Source organism: Paenibacillus sp. FW101-FHT12H11 (assembly GCF_058790355.1).
Genome location: NZ_JBYTCO010000010.1, coordinates 203159 through 220578, shown reverse-complemented (window position 1 = coordinate 220578; position 17420 = coordinate 203159). Strand labels below are relative to the sequence as shown.

14 protein-coding genes are annotated in these 17420 nt (G+C 46.9%); all 14 read left to right on the top strand.

Annotation, left to right across the window (positions count from 1 at the left end):
- Positions 1–34 precede the first annotated feature (34 nt).
- Positions 35–967 carry an ABC transporter permease gene (locus AC3WTJ_RS29150; protein ID WP_407867912.1) on the top strand — a complete coding sequence of 311 codons (933 nt, stop codon included), beginning with the start codon at positions 35–37 and terminating at the stop codon, positions 965–967.
- Between the two features lie 3 nt (positions 968–970).
- Positions 971–1903, top strand: coding sequence for an ABC transporter permease (locus AC3WTJ_RS29145; RefSeq protein ID WP_157321598.1), 933 nt, complete (start codon positions 971–973; stop codon positions 1901–1903).
- Positions 1904–1916: 13 nt separating this feature from the next.
- The gene (locus AC3WTJ_RS29140) at positions 1917–2954 is read left to right on the top strand and encodes an ABC transporter ATP-binding protein (RefSeq protein ID WP_157321596.1); all 1038 of its coding nucleotides are present in this window, start codon (positions 1917–1919) and stop codon (positions 2952–2954) included.
- A complete protein-coding gene (locus AC3WTJ_RS29135) occupies positions 2947–3909 on the top strand; it encodes an ABC transporter ATP-binding protein (RefSeq protein WP_157321594.1) in 963 nt (320 codons plus the stop codon). Before AC3WTJ_RS29140 ends, AC3WTJ_RS29135 begins: the two co-directional genes overlap by 8 nt.
- A 152-nt stretch (positions 3910–4061) precedes the next feature.
- Positions 4062–5696: a bacillithiol biosynthesis cysteine-adding enzyme BshC gene (gene bshC / locus AC3WTJ_RS29130; RefSeq protein WP_492524709.1), complete on the top strand. Its 1635-nt coding sequence runs from the start codon at positions 4062–4064 to the stop codon at positions 5694–5696.
- A 12-nt stretch (positions 5697–5708) separates the two neighbouring features.
- Entirely contained in the window at positions 5709–6971 is a 1263-nt protein-coding gene (locus AC3WTJ_RS29125) for an adenosylhomocysteinase (RefSeq protein WP_407867909.1), read from the top strand.
- Between the two features lie 137 nt (positions 6972–7108).
- Positions 7109–8194, top strand: a complete 1086-nt coding sequence (locus tag AC3WTJ_RS29120; protein ID WP_492524708.1) for a DUF4349 domain-containing protein — start codon at positions 7109–7111, stop codon at positions 8192–8194.
- Positions 8195–8319: 125 nt separating this feature from the next.
- Positions 8320–8757 (top strand): division/cell wall cluster transcriptional repressor MraZ, encoded by a 438-nt coding sequence (mraZ, locus tag AC3WTJ_RS29115; RefSeq protein ID WP_157321586.1) that lies wholly within the window; start codon positions 8320–8322, stop codon positions 8755–8757.
- Positions 8758–8784: 27 nt separating this feature from the next.
- Positions 8785–9735 (top strand): 16S rRNA (cytosine(1402)-N(4))-methyltransferase RsmH, encoded by a 951-nt coding sequence (rsmH, locus tag AC3WTJ_RS29110; RefSeq protein WP_407867907.1) that lies wholly within the window; start codon positions 8785–8787, stop codon positions 9733–9735.
- Between the two features lie 20 nt (positions 9736–9755).
- Complete coding sequence (locus AC3WTJ_RS29105; protein WP_492524707.1) at positions 9756–10190, top strand: septum formation initiator family protein; 435 nt, start codon at positions 9756–9758, stop codon at positions 10188–10190.
- A gap of 15 nt (positions 10191–10205) precedes the next feature.
- Positions 10206–12413 carry a penicillin-binding transpeptidase domain-containing protein gene (locus AC3WTJ_RS29100; RefSeq protein ID WP_492524706.1) on the top strand — a complete coding sequence of 736 codons (2208 nt, stop codon included), beginning with the start codon at positions 10206–10208 and terminating at the stop codon, positions 12411–12413.
- A gap of 94 nt (positions 12414–12507) precedes the next feature.
- The gene (locus AC3WTJ_RS29095) at positions 12508–14436 is read left to right on the top strand and encodes a stage V sporulation protein D (protein WP_492524705.1); all 1929 of its coding nucleotides are present in this window, start codon (positions 12508–12510) and stop codon (positions 14434–14436) included.
- Between the two features lie 112 nt (positions 14437–14548).
- A complete protein-coding gene (locus tag AC3WTJ_RS29090) occupies positions 14549–16036 on the top strand; it encodes a UDP-N-acetylmuramoyl-L-alanyl-D-glutamate--2,6-diaminopimelate ligase (RefSeq protein WP_492524704.1) in 1488 nt (495 codons plus the stop codon).
- Positions 16033–17415, top strand: coding sequence for a UDP-N-acetylmuramoyl-tripeptide--D-alanyl-D-alanine ligase (locus tag AC3WTJ_RS29085; protein WP_492524703.1), 1383 nt, complete (start codon positions 16033–16035; stop codon positions 17413–17415). Before AC3WTJ_RS29090 ends, AC3WTJ_RS29085 begins: the two co-directional genes overlap by 4 nt.
- Positions 17416–17420: the final 5 nt, after the last annotated feature.

The window sequence follows — 17420 nt, the reverse complement described above, 5'->3', positions numbered from 1 at the left end:
TCTTAGAGCTGTAAATTATTAAAGGAGGAGCAATATGGTCAAGTTTATTCTTCGCCGTCTCTTATATGCGCTTATCACGTTATGGCTGATCTCATCATTTACTTTCGTATTGATGAAAAACTTACCAGGGAATCCACTAGGAGAAGGCGCCGAAAAGATTCCTAAAGCTACAAGAGATATGCTGCTTAAGCAATACGGACTAGATAAGCCGTTATGGGAACAGTATTTGACTTTCTTGAACAATATCATCCATGGCGATCTAGGAGCTTCCTTTCAATTCCCTGCACACAAAGTTACAGATATTATCAAACAAGCGTTCCCGTCTTCATTGGAGCTTGGTTTGATCTCAATCGCTATTGCGATTATTGCTGGTCTAACTTTAGGGATTATTGCGGCGCTTAAGCATAACAAAGCAGGCGATTACACCGCTATGTTTATCGCGATTTTGGGTGTTTCAATCCCATCATTTGTATTAGGTCCATTGCTTTCGTATTATGTTGGTGTTAAATGGGGAATTCTTCCGGCTGGTTTGTGGAAAGGACCAAGCTATCGTGTTTTGCCGGCGATTGCGCTCTCTTTCGGAACCATTGCCATTTTGGCCCGCTTGATGCGTACATCCATGCTAGATGTTCTTAACCAAGATTACATTAAAACGGCCAAATCCAAAGGTTTATCCAATATGACGGTTGTTGTGAAGCATACAATTCGAAATGCGATATTACCCGTTATCACAATTATCGGCCCAATATTTGTAAACGTTATTACAGGTACCCTTGTCGTTGAACAAATTTTCTCAGTGCCAGGTTTGGGTAAACACTTCGTTTCATCGGTTTACTCCAACGATTACACCATGATTTCTGGATTGACGATTTTCTATTCAGCCATTCTCATTTTGGTTATCTTTATCACAGACATTGTGTATGGTTTTGTAGACCCTAGAATTCGTCTTGGGAAAGGCGGGAAATAATTCATGCAAACTCCGAATAACGCAACAGAGAATAGCTACAAGTTTGCTCCCGTTGCAAAAGAAACATTAACTGGCGAAAGAATCGTAAGACCTTCGCTTAATTATTGGCAGGACGCTTGGAGACGACTTAAGAAAAATAGACTGGCTATGGCTGGCTTAATTATATTGGTTGCTTTAATCGTATTAGCGATTATTGTTCCTTTTGTTTCAAGCTACGATTATCAGACGCAGGATCTTAAAATTAAAAATATAACGCCTAACGCCCAACATTGGTTCGGGACAGACGACTTCGGTCGTGATCTCTGGACACGTGTATGGTGGGGAACTCGTATCTCGTTATTCATCGGGATTGTTGCTGCATTAATTGACTTGGTTATTGGTGTAATTTATGGTGGTATTTCTGCTTATTACGGCGGAAAAGTGGATGAAGTGATGCAGCGTGCGATTGAAATCGTTTATGCGATTCCTTTCTTGTTGATCGCGATCCTACTTATCATGGTTATTGGATCAGGTGTTTCTTCTATTATCTTGGCGATGGCAATAACGGGTTGGGTTCCTATGGCTCGTTTGGTACGTGGTCAAATGTTGACGCTCAAAGAACAAGAATTCGTACTTGCTTCTCGTACACTTGGCGCATCGCCAATGAGAATCATCTTGCGCAGTTTGATTCCGAATGCGCTTGGGATCATCATCGTACAAATTACATTCGTTGTTCCATCAGCGATTTTTACGGAAGCATTCTTAAGTTTTATCGGTCTTGGCGTAAAGCCGCCGCTGGCATCACTGGGTAACTTGTTGTCTGACGGCGCCAACTATATTCGGTTATATCCGCATCGCCTCATTTTCCCGACAATCATTTTCAGCTTAATTTTGTTAAGCTTCAATTTGCTCGGCGATGGGCTTCGTGATGCGCTTGATCCAAAAATGCGCAAGTAAGAAGGGGTGAATAATGATGAGCACCAAAGACAATTTGCTTGAAGTGAAAGATTTGCGAGTTTCTTTCCGTACGTATGCGGGGGAAGTTCAAGCTGTTCGCGGCGTATCTTTTTCTTTGAAAAAAGGTGAAGTGTTGGCGATTGTAGGCGAATCCGGTTGCGGTAAATCCGTTACGGCACAAACGCTCATGCGTTTAATTCCTACTCCGCCTAGTTATATAAAAAGCGGCTCTATCATGTTTGACGGAAAAACGGATATTACCAAACTTTCCAACAAACAAATGGAAAAAATTCGCGGATCCGAGATCGGCATGATTTTCCAAGATCCGATGACCTCCCTGAATCCGACGATGAAAATCGGCGATCAAATTACAGAAGGTCTTATCAAGCATGAAGGATTAAGCAAGAAGGCGGCAACCGAGAAAGCGATTGAAATTCTAAAGCTAGTCGGAATCAACTCGCCGGAGGGCCGTATCCATCAATATCCGCATGAGCTCTCTGGTGGTATGCGTCAACGCGTTATGATCGCGATTGCGCTAGCTTGTTCCCCTAAGCTTCTAATTGCGGATGAGCCAACAACAGCTCTGGACGTTACGATTCAAGCTCAAATCATCGATTTGATGAAAACTATTTCCGTGAAGACGGACTCATCTATTATTTTAATTACGCATGACCTCGGTGTTGTAGCTGATATGGCGCAGCGCGTCGTGGTTATGTACGCAGGTAAAATTATCGAGCAAGGAACTGTAGACGAGATTTTCTACAATCCGCAGCATCCGTATACATGGGGTTTGCTTCGTTCTGTACCACGTTTGGATACAAATGCGAACGAAGAACTTGTACCGATTCCTGGTACACCGCCAGATTTATTTGCACCTCCAAAAGGTTGTGCCTTTGCAGCTAGATGTCCATATGCAATGAATCATTGCTTGGAAGTAGATCCGGAACACACTACGCTATCCGAGACGCATAGTTCTGCTTGCTGGCTGTTGCATCCTGATGCGCCGAAAGTTGAACGTCCTGTTGGAGTGGGAGGTCATCAACATGTCTAATGCCAATAAACCAATTCTGCAAATTCGCAATATGAAGAAGCATTTTAATCTTGGCAACGGGAAAGTGTTGAAAGCCGTTGACAATTTTTCCATCGAAATCAACCGCGGTGAAACATTTGGTCTCGTAGGAGAATCCGGATGTGGTAAATCCACGGCAGGTAGAACGATTATTAAGCTTTATGATGCGACAGAGGGCGAAGTTATTTTCGACGGCGAAGATGTCCATAAGCTGAAAGGCAAAAAGCTGAAAGAATTTAACCGGAATATGCAAATGGTATTCCAAGATCCTTACGCATCCTTGAATCCGCGTATGACAGTTGGGAATATCATTGCCGAAGGTATTGATATTCACGGATTGTACAGCGGTGCGAAACGCAAAGAACGCGTTATGGAGCTGCTTCGCGCAGTTGGTCTGAATGATGAGCATGCGAACCGTTTCCCGCATGAGTTCTCCGGTGGTCAACGTCAGCGTATCGGGATTGCCCGCGCGCTTGCGATCGAGCCGAAATTCATTATTGCCGATGAGCCGATCTCGGCATTGGACGTTTCCGTACAAGCTCAAGTTGTTAACTTGTTTAAGAGATTACAGAAGGAAATGGGCCTGACTTACTTGTTTATCGCGCATGATTTGGCGATGGTGAAGCATATCTCCGACCGTATCGGAGTTATGTATCTTGGTAACTTGGTTGAAGTTACAACATCCGATGATCTTTACGCGAAACCGCTGCACCCGTATACGCAATCGCTGCTTTCAGCGATTCCGATTCCAGATCCGGAAATCGAGCGTACACGCGAGCGTATCATTCTTCAAGGCGACGTACCAAGCCCGCTCAACCCGCCTAGCGGTTGTCCGTTCCGTACGCGCTGTCCGCAAGCGATGCCGCAATGCGCGGAATCCATGCCGCCAAGCAAAGAAGTGGAACCGAATCACTTTGTAGCTTGTCACTTGTACTAAGCCTGCATTTGCCGTCCCGATAGGGGCGGCTTTTTGGCATTCGTGTATTCAATTGTAATGATTTGAAATACAGTTTTGACGATTGGATGCCTACCGTGTACAATCAAAGGATAGTCGTTTTATTTGGTATGAAGAGGGGACACTAGTCGCATATGCAAATGGAAACTTTTCATTGGAAAAAGAGTCAGAAGCTAGCTGAAGATTATATTCAACAGTCAGCAGAAGCTGCACCATTATTTCCATATCATTTTGGAAATCAAGAAGATTGGCAATCTCGCGTTAAGTGGCTGGATGAAGGGCATTCCGCACGGAAGGCTGATCGCGGACGCTTGGTGGAAGTGCTGAAAACATACAACGAGCGAATTGGTAATACCGGGGCTGCCCTGGATCAAATTACCGCGCTAGCGAGCCAAGAGGCACTTGCCATTGTTGGAGGACAACAAGCAGGGCTGTTTGGCGGTTCGCTGCTTGTTTTGTACAAAGCCATCACGATTATTCAGCTCGCCCGTGAATGGAGTTCCAAATTAAATCGTCCAGTCGTTCCTGTCTTTTGGATCGCTGGCGAAGACCATGATTTTGACGAAGTAAATCATATGTACGTCCTGTCAAATGCGCAGCAGATTGACAAAATGAAGGTGGATCACCCAACGGGGCACCGCACGTCAGTCAGCAAGCTTCCGCTGGAGCCTGAAGCGTGGAAGGACGCTCTGGCGGCCTTGGATCAGACCTTGATGGATACAGAGTTCAAAGCTTCCTTGATGGCGAAGTTAGAAAGCACGACGGAAAGCGGCGCTACGTTATCCGATGCATTTGCCCGTTGGATGGCTGTTCTGTTTGGCGAATACGGACTTGTTCTGATTGATTCCGATGAACCCGCGCTTCGTGCAATAGAAACGGAGATGTTCGAACAGCTTGTTTTGCAAAATGAAGCCTTCGCTGCATCACTCATGAAGAGTCAAGACGAGGTACAGCGGGCAGGTTACAGCAGTCAAGCGGAAATTGCAGAGGATGGGGCTAATCTTTTCATTTATGCAGGAGGGCACCGTTTGCTTCTGCATCGAGAAGGTGAATATTTTACAGATAAGAAAAAGGAATATCGCTTCACGAAAGAGCAGCTGCATGATCTGGCGGTAACAAGCCCCGAGCAGTTGAGCAACAACGTCATGTCCAGACCGCTGATGCAGGAGTTTCTGTTCCCTGTGTTGGCCAGCGTGTTAGGTGCCGGTGAAATTGCCTACTGGGCGCTCACGAAGCAGGGGTTTGAGCAGTTTGGTATGAAAATGCCGATTGTTGTTCCACGCTTGGAATTTACCTTAATTGAAGGTACTGTTCAGAAGCAGATGCACAAATATGATTTTACATTTGAGGATGTTCTGCATCGTTTTGAGCAAAAGAAACAGAATTGGCTGGATGCGCAAGATACAATGCGGTTAGGCGAGCGTTTCGATAAGGTGAAAACTGAGTTTGAGACCAGCTATGCGCCTCTTGTTGAATCACTGGCCCAAATTAATCCAGGCATTAAAAAGCTTGGAGATACGAACTTGACGAAGATTATAGAACAGATTGAATTCCTGCAAAATAAAGCTTCGGATGCGTACAAAACACAGTTTGATGCGACGTTAAGACAGTTAGAGCGCATTCGACTAACCATAATACCGTTAGCAAAGCCGCAAGAAAGAGTGTATAATGGGTGTGTTTATATGAATCGATATGGGAATGATTGGCTGCGTGCGCTTGTCGAGACGCCGATTCCTGTGGACGGTTTGCACCGTGTTTATTATTTGTAGGAGGAAATAGATATGACAACTGTTGAAAAAAGTATTGTTACGGATATGGCGTTGGCCCCTGAAGGCCATTTGAAAATTGATTGGGTTCAGGCGCATATGCCTGTTTTGAACCGAATTCGTGAGCAATTTGAAAAAGAACAACCTTTTAAAGGGTTAAAAGTAACCATCTCCTTGCACTTGGAAGCCAAAACAGCTTACTTGGCTAAAGTGGTAAAAGCAGGCGGAGCGGATGTTACGATTACAGGCAGTAATCCTCTTTCTACACAGGATGACGTTTGTGCTGCGCTTGTCGAGGACGGTATTACGGTATTCGCGAAATACAACCCTAGCCCGGAAGAATACAAGGAATTGTTGATTAAGGCGCTTGAAACGAAGCCTGACCTGATCATTGACGATGGCGGGGATCTGGTATCCATTCTTCACTCCGAGCGTAAAGATCTCGCTGCTCAAGTTCGCGGCGGTGCGGAAGAAACAACAACCGGTATCCTTCGTTTGAAAGCAATGGAAAAAGAAGGGAAACTGGAATTCCCGATGGTTGCTGTGAATGATGCCTTCTGTAAATACTTGTTTGACAACCGCTATGGCACAGGCCAATCCGTTTGGGACGGTATTAACCGTACAACGAACTTGGTTGTTGCGGGTAAAACAGTTGTTGTTGTCGGCTACGGCTGGTGCGGTAAAGGTGTGGCGATGCGGGCTAAAGGCCTTGGCGCTAATGTGATCGTAACAGAGATTGACGCTATCAAAGGCGTTGAAGCTTACATGGACGGTTTTGCGGTGATGCCGATGATTGAAGCGGCGAAATTAGGTGATTTCTTCGTGACGGTAACGGGCAACAAGGATGTTATCCGCGGCGAACACTATAAAGTGATGAAGGATGGCGCTATTCTTTCGAATGCAGGCCATTTCGACGTAGAAGTTAACAAACCTGAGCTTGAAGCACAATCGGTTTCCAAACGTACGGTTCGTCGCAACATTGAAGAATATCAACTGACTGATGGCCGTAAAATCTATGTATTGGCTGAAGGTCGCCTTGTCAACCTTGCTGCAGGTGACGGACACCCGGCTGAAATCATGGATATGACGTTTGCGCTGCAAGCGATGTCTCTCAAATATGTGAATGACGAGTATAATAAATTAGGGAAAACAGTTGTTAACGTGCCTTATGTACTGGATGAGCAAGTGGCCAGATTCAAATTGGAGTCGTTAGGCACTAGCATTGATTCCTTAAGTGACGAGCAAAAGCTGTACCTTGACAGTTGGGCAGAGCATTAAAAGAACTAGAGAACCTTTCGGACCGCTTTTCAGTGGTCTGAGAGGTTTTTTTTATTTGTAAAAATTTTGCAACATTTTTTATTCGTTACCCGTTTATAGGGTGTATAACCTATATTTGGTAGCGAGGAGATGGCAAGATGGGGGTCAAAAAGTGGGGTCGAAAAGTTTCATTGCTGCTTGCTGTGAGTATGCTGGTTAGCAGCCTAGTAACTGGATGCAGCTCATCCAAAAATGATACCGGATCATCTTCAGAGCAAAAAATGAGTTCAAGCAGTGAGGCAATGGCGAAAGAAGCATCGCGTGCCGAAAGTCAAAATGCCGCGGCTCCTGCCGTTCAGGTACATGCGACGAGTGACCTCAAAGCGGCAGAGTCAGGGACGGCTCAAACGCCGGCCGATGGCAAAGATGCGACGATGACTGTCATGCCGGCATTGGGCAGCGATGAAGCAGCGGGATTTAATCGTAAGCTGATTTACCGGGCTAATTTGGTTATGCCCGTTGATGACTACGGGAAGGCTCAAACAGCGCTTAGAGACCTTGTGACTTTGAGTGGTGCTTACATCCTGCAGTTTTCGGAGAACGCTAATACAGGAGAGAGAGGTGGCACATATACCATCAAAGTAGCGGCCAATGGCTTTGTTTCTTTGTTGGATGGCCTGGAGAAGATTAGTCCGTCTCTGCAAAGGAATGTGCAAGGGCAGGATGTAACGGAAGAATACGTTGATCTCAGCTCGCGTTTGAAAGCCAAACAGCTGGTTGAAACGAGGTTGCTCGGATTTATGGAAAAAGCCTCAAAGACGGATGATTTGCTGGCTTTTTCGAATGAGCTCTCGAAAGTGCAAGAGGCAATCGAACAGATCAAGGGTCGAATGAGGTATTTGGATCAAAATGTTGCTTATTCCACGATTGAAATTCGGATGTATCAACAAACGGATAAGAAGCCGTTCCTTTCGGATCCAAGCAAACTTAGCTTAAACGAGCGGATCGAGAAAGCATGGAACTCTAGCCTAAATGTACTAGTAGCTGTGCTGCAAGGGATCCTTGTTTTCCTGGCGGCTGCGTTCCCAATCCTCGTAATTGCACTGTTGATCGGTATTCCGATTTGGGTATACAGGCGCAAAAGAAACAAGCAATTGGCTGCGATGCGAAATCAGCTCAAAGAGCAAAATGCTTCTTTCAACTCACTTGAAGATGAGAAACAAGGAACAATAGACGCAGAATAGACCCAAAAATGAAAATTTTTTCACAAATCCTGCTCAAAAAGCAGGATTTGTTGCGTTATTGGCGAATTAACATTAAAAAGTGGTGAAAAGTGGTACGAAGTGGAGGGAAAGGGGGACGCCATGCTATGTTCATGGGGGAATATCAACATAGCATAGACGAAAAAGGCCGAATGATCATCCCGGCCAAGTTTCGCGAAGCCCTTGGCGAATCCTTCGTTATCACTCGCGGTCTAGATCAGTGTTTGTTCGTGTACCCTCGCTCCGAGTGGACCATTCTCGAACAAAAACTGAAGGCATTGCCGCTGATGAAATCAGATGCACGTGCATTCACCCGCTTTTTCTTCTCGGGCGCAACCGAATGCGACCTTGATAAACAAGGTCGGGCGAATATTCCTGGCAATCTCGTCGATCACGCCAAGCTTGAAAAAGATTGCGTCGTTATCGGTGTTTCCAACCGAGTAGAGATTTGGAGTAAGCAAATTTGGGAAAGCTATGCCAATGAATCGGAACAGTCGTTCAATGAAATAGCGGAGAAACTCGTCGACTTTAATTTTGATTTATAGATGCTTGATATTTAGGAGGACACCAAGTTGTTTCATCATGTGACGGTACTAAAAGAAGAATCAGTTGAAGGTTTACATATAAAGCCTGATGGCGTATACGTGGATTGTACGATGGGAGGTGCGGGGCATAGTTCCCTCATAGCTTCTAAATTAGGTCCTAATGGGTTACTGATTGCCCTTGACCAGGACGATGTTGCTCTTGCTAATGCTCAAACCGTACTAGCTCCATACCTGGATCGCGTGAAAATCGTGAAAAGCAACTTCAGAGACTTGGAGCAGGTGCTCATGAATGAGCCAAGAGCACTACGGGATGGAAAACCGCAGGTTGATGGGATTCTCTTCGATCTTGGCGTATCGTCCCCGCAGTTGGATGATGGAGAGAGAGGCTTCTCCTATCATCAAGATGCAGAGCTTGATATGAGAATGGATCGTACGACGGAATTAACCGCCAAAACGATCGTCAATGAATGGGCTCCTGAGCGAATCGCGAAAATTTTGTTTGAATACGGGGAAGAGAAATTTTCACGGCGCATTGCAGGCGTCATTGCCGAAGCTCGGACCAAAGGGCCGATTGAAACCACAGGTGAGCTTGTTGAGCTGATTAAGGAAGGAATTCCCGCAGCCGCAAGAAGAACAGGCGGCCACCCGGCTAAGCGAAGTTTTCAAGCGCTGCGCATTGCGGTAAACGATGAGTTGGGCGCTTTTGAAGAAGCGTTGGAGCAATCTGTGAGATGTTTGGCTCCGGAGGGCAGAGTAGCGGTTATCACGTTCCATTCTTTGGAGGATCGCATCTGCAAGCAATTTTTCGTCAAAAATGTGGAGAAATGTACGTGCCCGCCGGCGTTTCCGATGTGTGTTTGCGATAAATCCGGTGATCTTAAATTAGTAACACGTAAACCGATCATACCTAGTGAGAATGAACTTGAGGTGAACCAAAGAGCAAGATCCGCCAAATTACGTATTGCCGAAAAGCTTTGACACAAAAGGAGGAAGTTGATATGCCATCTTACATCCAGGGGAATTTAGCTCTTGACCGGAAACGGACTGTTCCAGCAGCTAAGGTTAAGATTAAAGAGACAACGAAAGTTGTGTACCGTAATAAATCGCTGCCGACCCAAGAAAAAATGCTGTATCTGTTCACAGTTCTCCTCTGTGTCCTTGTTGCAGGTGTGATCATTTGGCGGTACGCGTCCATCTATCAAATGAATGCAAGCATATTGAAAATGCAAGGAGAAATTCGCGAGATTCAAGCTCAGAACAGCGCTTTGAAGCAGGAAGTAGAGAAGCTGCAAAGCCCTGATCGTATGAAAGAGGAAGCTGTGCGCCTCGGATTTAATTTGGATGATGACAAGAAGGTAAGTTTAGTGACTCCGGCCAAACCGAAAACTAGCACGAGCAGCAGTAAAAATACTAAAGCTGCTTCTAAACCGTAACGGGCAGGTATCGATATGACAAAAAAAATTAAGCTGCGTTCTTTACTCATTGGAGGGTTTTTCACCCTTCTTTTTGTTGTCCTTATTGCTAAAGTCTATTGGATTCAAGTAGTAGATGCCTCTTGGTTGCTAGAACAAGCGGAAGAAAAATGGGAGACGGACAAAATTATCGCGCCTGTTCGTGGAACCATTCTGGATCGGAATAATAAAGTGCTCGCTGAAGAAGGAACCGCCTACACCGTTACGCTGAATCCCAAAATGATTGATAGTCTGCGTGCGGCGGATGATATCGCCAGAGGGTTGGCGGATATTTTGAAAGAATCCGATGTGACCAAAGCAACGCTTGAAAACAAGATCCGCGAGCTGGCCACGAGAAAGAAGCCGGACGGCAGCGATTTCGCGGTCAATGTCGAAATTCGCAACGAAGGTTGGAAAATTGACAAGGAGAAAGCGGATCAAGTTCGTGACTTCATTACAACCATGCAAACGCGATTGAATAAATCGGCGAAAACGAACATCGGGATTGGGATCATTGAAGAAAAGAAACGGTATTATCCAGGTGAAACGCTAGCTGCGCATATTCTTGGATATACGAACAAAGAAGGTAAAGCTTCACTTGGCTTAGAGTTGAAGCTGGACGACACGCTGAAAGGCGTTCCTGGCATGCTGAGCTATGAAAAAGACGGCAAAGGCGTGGAGCTGCCGGATGCCAAAGTTGATTTTAAACCGGCGGAAGACGGCAATAATGTGCGGCTCACCATTGACAAGAACATTCAGTTCTATTTGGAAAGCGCGTTGGCCAAAGTAAATGATAAATGGCATCCCAAAAGCTTGACGGCTATTGCGGTCGATCCGCAAACAATGGAAATTTTGGGTATGGCGAACACACCGACCTTTAATCCGAATACGTACTGGAATATTAAAGATCAAAGTGATTTTAAAAATAATGCGGTAGCATCCCGATATGAGCCTGGCTCGACATTCAAGATTGTCACTTTAGCTGGTACGGTCGAAGAGGGGTTGTTCAATCCCAATGAGATGTATCAGTCAGGTATGATTCGTGTGCAGGATAGAGAGCTGCATGACCACAACCGTGTTGGTTGGGGCAAAATTTCGTATCTGGATGGTCTTAAGCGGTCTAGTAACGTAGCTTTCGTCAAATTAGGAATTGAGAAGCTCACACAACCTAAACTCAAGAGTTACATAGAGAAATTTGGATTTAACGAAAAAACGAACATCGATATGCCTAATGAAGTATCCGGACTCATCGACATGAAATATCCATCGGAGTATGCAACTGCAACTTATGGGCAAGGGAAAGTCGTTGTTACGGCCATTCAGCAAACGGCCGCTTATGCAGCAATGGCCAATGGTGGCAAATTAATGTGGCCGCACATTGTGAAGGACATCTTAGACCCCAAAACAGGGAAACCCATTCAATCCTTCGCACCGCAAGTCGTGCGTCAAGTCGTGAGCGAGAAGACGGCAGCTACGGTCAGCGGCTACTTGGAACAAGTCGTCTCCGATCAAGATATCGGAACAGGGAAGTTAGCCTACATGGAAGGGTACCGCGTAGCCGGCAAAACAGGTACGGCAAACTTGGTACTTCCTGGAGAAAAAACGTACTCAACCAATACCTGGGTTATCTCTTTTATTGGTTATGCACCCGTTGAAGATCCGAAAATCCTCGTCACGCTGATCGCAGATCAACCTGATCTTGGCGGCAATTACCATTTGGGCGGACAAGTTTTAGCGCCGGCTTTTAAAGATATTGTTGGGGAATCCCTGCAATATATGGGGGTTAAATCAAGCAAGCAAACACAAATGGTTGCCAAAGAAGCGAACAAATTAAAAGTGCCTAATTTCATGGAAATGACATCGGCCAATGCGAAAGCAGCGGCGAAAGAGAGCAATTTACCATTGGAAGTTTTCGGCAAGGGAGATCAAGTTGTCGATCAATTCCCCAAACCGGGAACTGAAATCTTATCCACGCAACGAATATATGTGGCCATGCAGAACGTTAGTGAAATGCCCCTGCCAAACCTAGTGGGTCGATCCTTGCGCGATGCTGTAGAAGCTTGCTCCTTCTTCAAAGTGGATTGCCAAACTTCTGGCGAAGGTTATGTCTCGGAGCAAACGAGTGCAGGTGAGGGGGAAGGGCGCAGCGCAACACTGACGTTGAAACCATTAAGTGATAAACCGGCGGTAGCAAGTACAAAGTAGCCTGAAAGTGGCAGGCTTGTTCTAACCCCTGTTTGTCCCGAATAGTCATGTTAGGAATGAGACTGACTTATTTGGGAAGGGAGATTGAACGTTCATGCGTGCTTCTAACGTTACTGTTCGCCGCAGACTGTTTACTGCGCTCATCATTGGCACGATTATTTTCACTGCACTTATTCTCCGTTTGGCCTACGTCCAGCTATGGATTGGACAAGACTTGGCGAATAAAGCGGAGGATAGCTGGAGGAGACAGATTGAGTTTGCGCCGAAACGAGGAGAAATTCAGGATCGCAACGGGATCACTTTGACTTATAGCATGAGCACGCCGACGATCGTGGCGATACCGGTTCAAATTCAAGATCCTCAGAGTACGGCAGCCAAACTGGCGGAAGTGCTTCAAGGAAATGCGGATGATATCTATAAGCAAATTACGAAAAAAACGTCCCAAGTCGACATCAAGCCGTCCGGTCGGAAAATAACGATTGAGAAAGCACAGGAAGTCCGCAATCTGCACCTTCCCGGGGTAGTAGTCGCCGAAGATAATAAACGATACTACCCATTTGGCAGCTTGGCAGCACACATCCTGGGCTTTGCAGGCATAGATAAAGGTCTTACAGGGATTGAAGCAAAATACGATAAGGAATTGACGGGCATCCCCGGCAACATTTCGTATATGACAGATGCTGCTGGCAGGCCTCTGGCAGGGACGACGGATAAGTATACAAGCCCGAAAGACGGGCTTAACGTGAAACTGACCATCGATAATCATTTGCAGTCTGTGATGGAAAGAGAATTGGACCAAGCCATGGTTCAGTATCAAGCGCAAAATGTCGTCGCCATTATGATGGATCCAAATAATGGTGAAATATTGGCAATGGGCAGCAGACCGACCTATGAGCCGGGCAATTATAAGAATTTTCCAGCAGAAACGTATAACAGGAACTTGCCGATTTGGAAAACATACGAGCCAGGTTCGACGTTTAAAATCATCACGCTTGCAGCAGCTTTGGAAGAAAAGAAAGTGGATCTCAAGAATGAACCTTTCTATGATCCTGGTTTTATTGAAGTTGGGGGAGCTAGACTGCGCTGTTGGAAACGTGGCGGCCATGGCAGTGAAACGATGCTCCAAGTTGTTCAAAACTCTTGCAACCCGGGCTTTGTCGTCATGGGGCAGCGGCTGGGCAAAGAGAAGTTGTTTGACTATATTTCCAAATTTGGCTTCGGGAAAAAGACAGGTATCGACCTCGGCGGTGAAGAGAACGGGATTATGTTCAAACCTTCCCAGGTAGGGCCCGTGGAACTTGCAACGACCGCTTTCGGTCAAGGGGTTTCCGTAACGCCGATTCAACAAATTACAGCTGTATCTGCAGCAATCAATGGCGGGAAGCTGTTTAAGCCTTATGTGGCCAAATCGTTCTCGAACCCGGATACGGGCGAAGTCGTTGATGTCGTAGAGCCGGAGCTTGTGCGCAATGTCATCTCCGAGGGAACCTCGAAACAGGTCCGAGAAGCGCTCGAAAGCGTAGTAGCTCTAGGTACAGGGCGCAATGCTTTTATCGACGGCTACCGGGTCGGAGGGAAAACGGGAACCGCGCAAAAGGTTATCAACGGCCGTTACTCACCCGATGAACATATCGTGTCCTTTATCGGTTTTGCCCCGGCGGATAACCCGAAAATTGTTATTTATGCGGCGGTGGATGACCCCAAAGGCATTCAATTCGGTGGCTTGATCGCAGCGCCTTTAGTGAAGAATATGATGGCTGACGCTTTGCGCTATATGAAGGTTGAGCCGAATAAGCAGCAACTTGATAAAGAGTACCGATATGGGGAAACACCGGTTGTTGAGGTGCCGGACTTGGTTGGAGCGTCAGTTGATGATATATTAGAAGATCTGAACATGAATTTTAAGCTGGCGAAGTCCGGCAATGGCAAATATGTGATCAGCCAAGCGCCGAAAGCAGGCACAAGGGTCGATCAAGGTTCAACGATTCGTATTTTTTTATCGAACAATGCGCCGCCGCAATAGGGAGTTAGCTTCCGATTCAAAAAAAAGATTTGCAAGTAAGACATGTTTAGCTTTTCCATATGCATAAAATTGTCCATAATAGATAGGAAAAATGTTAAGGAGAGGGTTGCTCATGAAACTGCAGGAGCTTGCTTCCGCACTGCTCATTACCCACATACATGGAAATGCGGATACGGAGATTACGGGGATTGAAGCAGACTCTCGTAAAATTAAACCAGGCGATATATTTTTGTGCATCCCAGGACTGACGGTTGACGGCCATGATTACGCCCCAAAAGCGATTGCGCTTGGGGCTTCTGCGCTTGTTACCGAAAGAGTGCTGGATTTGCCGGTTCCACAACTGGTGGTGAAGGATGCCAGATACGCGATGGCCGCATTGTCTGCTCATTTCTACGGATATCCTAGTAAGGAATTAAAGTTAATCGGAATTACAGGGACCAACGGCAAAACAACATCGACCTACTTGCTGGAAAAAATATTGCGCGATCAAGGCTTTACCACGGGTCTGATGGGCACGATTCAAATGAAAATCGGTGATACGTACTCCGAGATGGAGCGGACAACGCAAGAGTCCGTTGACCTGCAGCGCAGTTTTCGCAGCATGTGCGAGGCTGGAACCGATTACTGCATTATGGAGGTTTCAAGCCATGCTTTGGAGATGGGCCGTGTGAAGGGCATTCACTTCCGATCAGGCATTTTTACGAACCTGTCCCAGGATCATTTGGACTACCACAAAACCATGGAAGCTTATGCAGCGGCAAAAGGGCTTTTGTTCTCCAGGTTGGGCAACGGTTTTTCAGGCAATCCCCAAGATCGTCAGTATGCGATCTTAAACGCGGATGATGCGGCATCAGAAACGTTCAACAGACTTACTGCCGCACAAGTGATTACATACGGGATAGAGCAGCCATGTGACGTTCGTGCGACGGACATTCGGATTACCGCAAAAGGCACAGCTTTCCAATTAGTCTCTTTTGCCGGAGAAGCGTTCTTCGAAATGAAATTGGTTGGCAAATTTAATGTATATAACGCTCTTGGGTCTATCGCAGCCGCATTGGCAGAAGGTATTCCGTTAGAGGCAATTCGGAACAGCTTGGAAAGTATTGCTGTCGTAGATGGACGGATGGAGGTCGTGGATGAGGGCCAGGATTACTTGGTTCTGGTTGACTACGCCCATACGCCGGATGGACTTGAGAATGCACTTTCTACGGTCCGTGAATTTGCCGAGGGCAAAGTCATTACCGTATTTGGTTGTGGAGGAGATCGCGACAGAACGAAGCGACCGATGATGGGGAAGGTAACAGCTGCCTATAGCGATTATTTATATGTGACTTCCGATAATCCTCGTACCGAGAATCCGGATGCGATCCTTCAAGACATTGTTCCTGGTCTGAAGGAGGTCAATTATCCCGAAAATAACTATGAATTGATTCCAGATCGTAAAAAAGCGATACAAAAGGCTATTGATGGGGCAGGCCCCAAAGATGTAATATTGATAGCGGGAAAAGGCCACGAAACGTATCAGGACATCATGGGGGTCAAGCATGATTTCGATGATCGTTTGGTGGCTAAGGCTGCGATAAAGGGGAGAAAGCGATGATCCAGCGTACATTAGAACAAATTGCAGACATGTTGGGGAGTGAGGTTCGAGGGACAGAAACTGCCGTGAGCGTTGCGGGCGTCTCGACCGATACCCGCTCGATTCCGGCCGGCAGTCTATTCGTCCCGCTGATTGGAGAAAAGTTTGACGGGCACACCTATGCAGAGGAAGCTTATCATAAAGGAGCGGCGGCTGTATTATGGCAGGAGGATCGCGGAGAGGCACCTGCAGGTGTTCCCTATGTCCCCGTGGCAGATACGCTGGCAGCTTTACAGCAATTAGCCAAGGCTTATCGGAAGCAACTGCCTGTACGTATCATAGGCATAACGGGCAGTAACGGCAAAACAACAACGAAAGATTTGGTCGCAGCGGTTTTGGGAAGTACGTATAAAGTGCATAAAACCAAAGGGAATTTAAATAATCATATCGGTTTGCCGGTTACGCTCTTACAGCTGGAGGAAACGACAGAGTTTGCCGTTGTTGAAATGGGGATGAGCGGTCGGGGCGAGATCGAGCTGCTAAGCGATTTGGCCGAGCCGGATGCATCGATCATCACGATGATCGGCGAGTCTCACATGCTTCAGCTGGGTTCGAGGGAAGAAATTGCCCGGGCGAAAGTGGAGATCGTAAGCGGCATGCCAAGCGGCAGCCTGTTAGTGTACAACGGTGACGAGCCGCTCATTGAGATGGCTCTTGCTGAGCGTAGCTTGCCGGAGGGGCTTCACCGCCTCCGGTTTGGACATGGCAAGGACAATGCGAAATACCCGACTGCGATTCGTATGGATGCGGACGGTGCGCACTTCCAGATCAATGCACCCGATTACGCGGAATTGTACATTCCATTGCTCGGCACGCATAACGTCATCAACGCGTTAGCGGCCATCGCCATCGGCGAAGCCTTCGGCGTTCAGCCGGAAGCCATTGCAGCGGGGCTCCGCTCGCTGGAGATGACAAGCATGCGCATCGAGAAGCTGACGGCAGCCTCAGGGCTGACTGTGCTGAACGATGCGTATAATGCCAGCCCGGCCTCCATGCGGGCGGCCATTACATTGACCGAGACGCTGGGCGGCTTCGGTAGGAAGTTCCTCGTGCTCGGCGACATGCTGGAGCTTGGCGAGCACGAAGAGCAGTTCCATCGCGAAATTGGCGCGATGGTTTCGCCGGAACGTGTAGACTACGTCTTCACGTTCGGCCGTTTGGGCCGCTTCATCGCAGAGGAAGCGGCGGCGCGCCTCCCGAAGGACCGCGTGCGCGCCTTCGAGGACAAAGAGCTGCTCGCGAGCGAGCTGGCCGCTTTGGCACAGCCGGAGGATATTGTGCTTGTGAAGGGCTCGCGCGGTATGCGGCTTGAGCAAGTCGTGAACGCTTTACTCACTTAATAAGA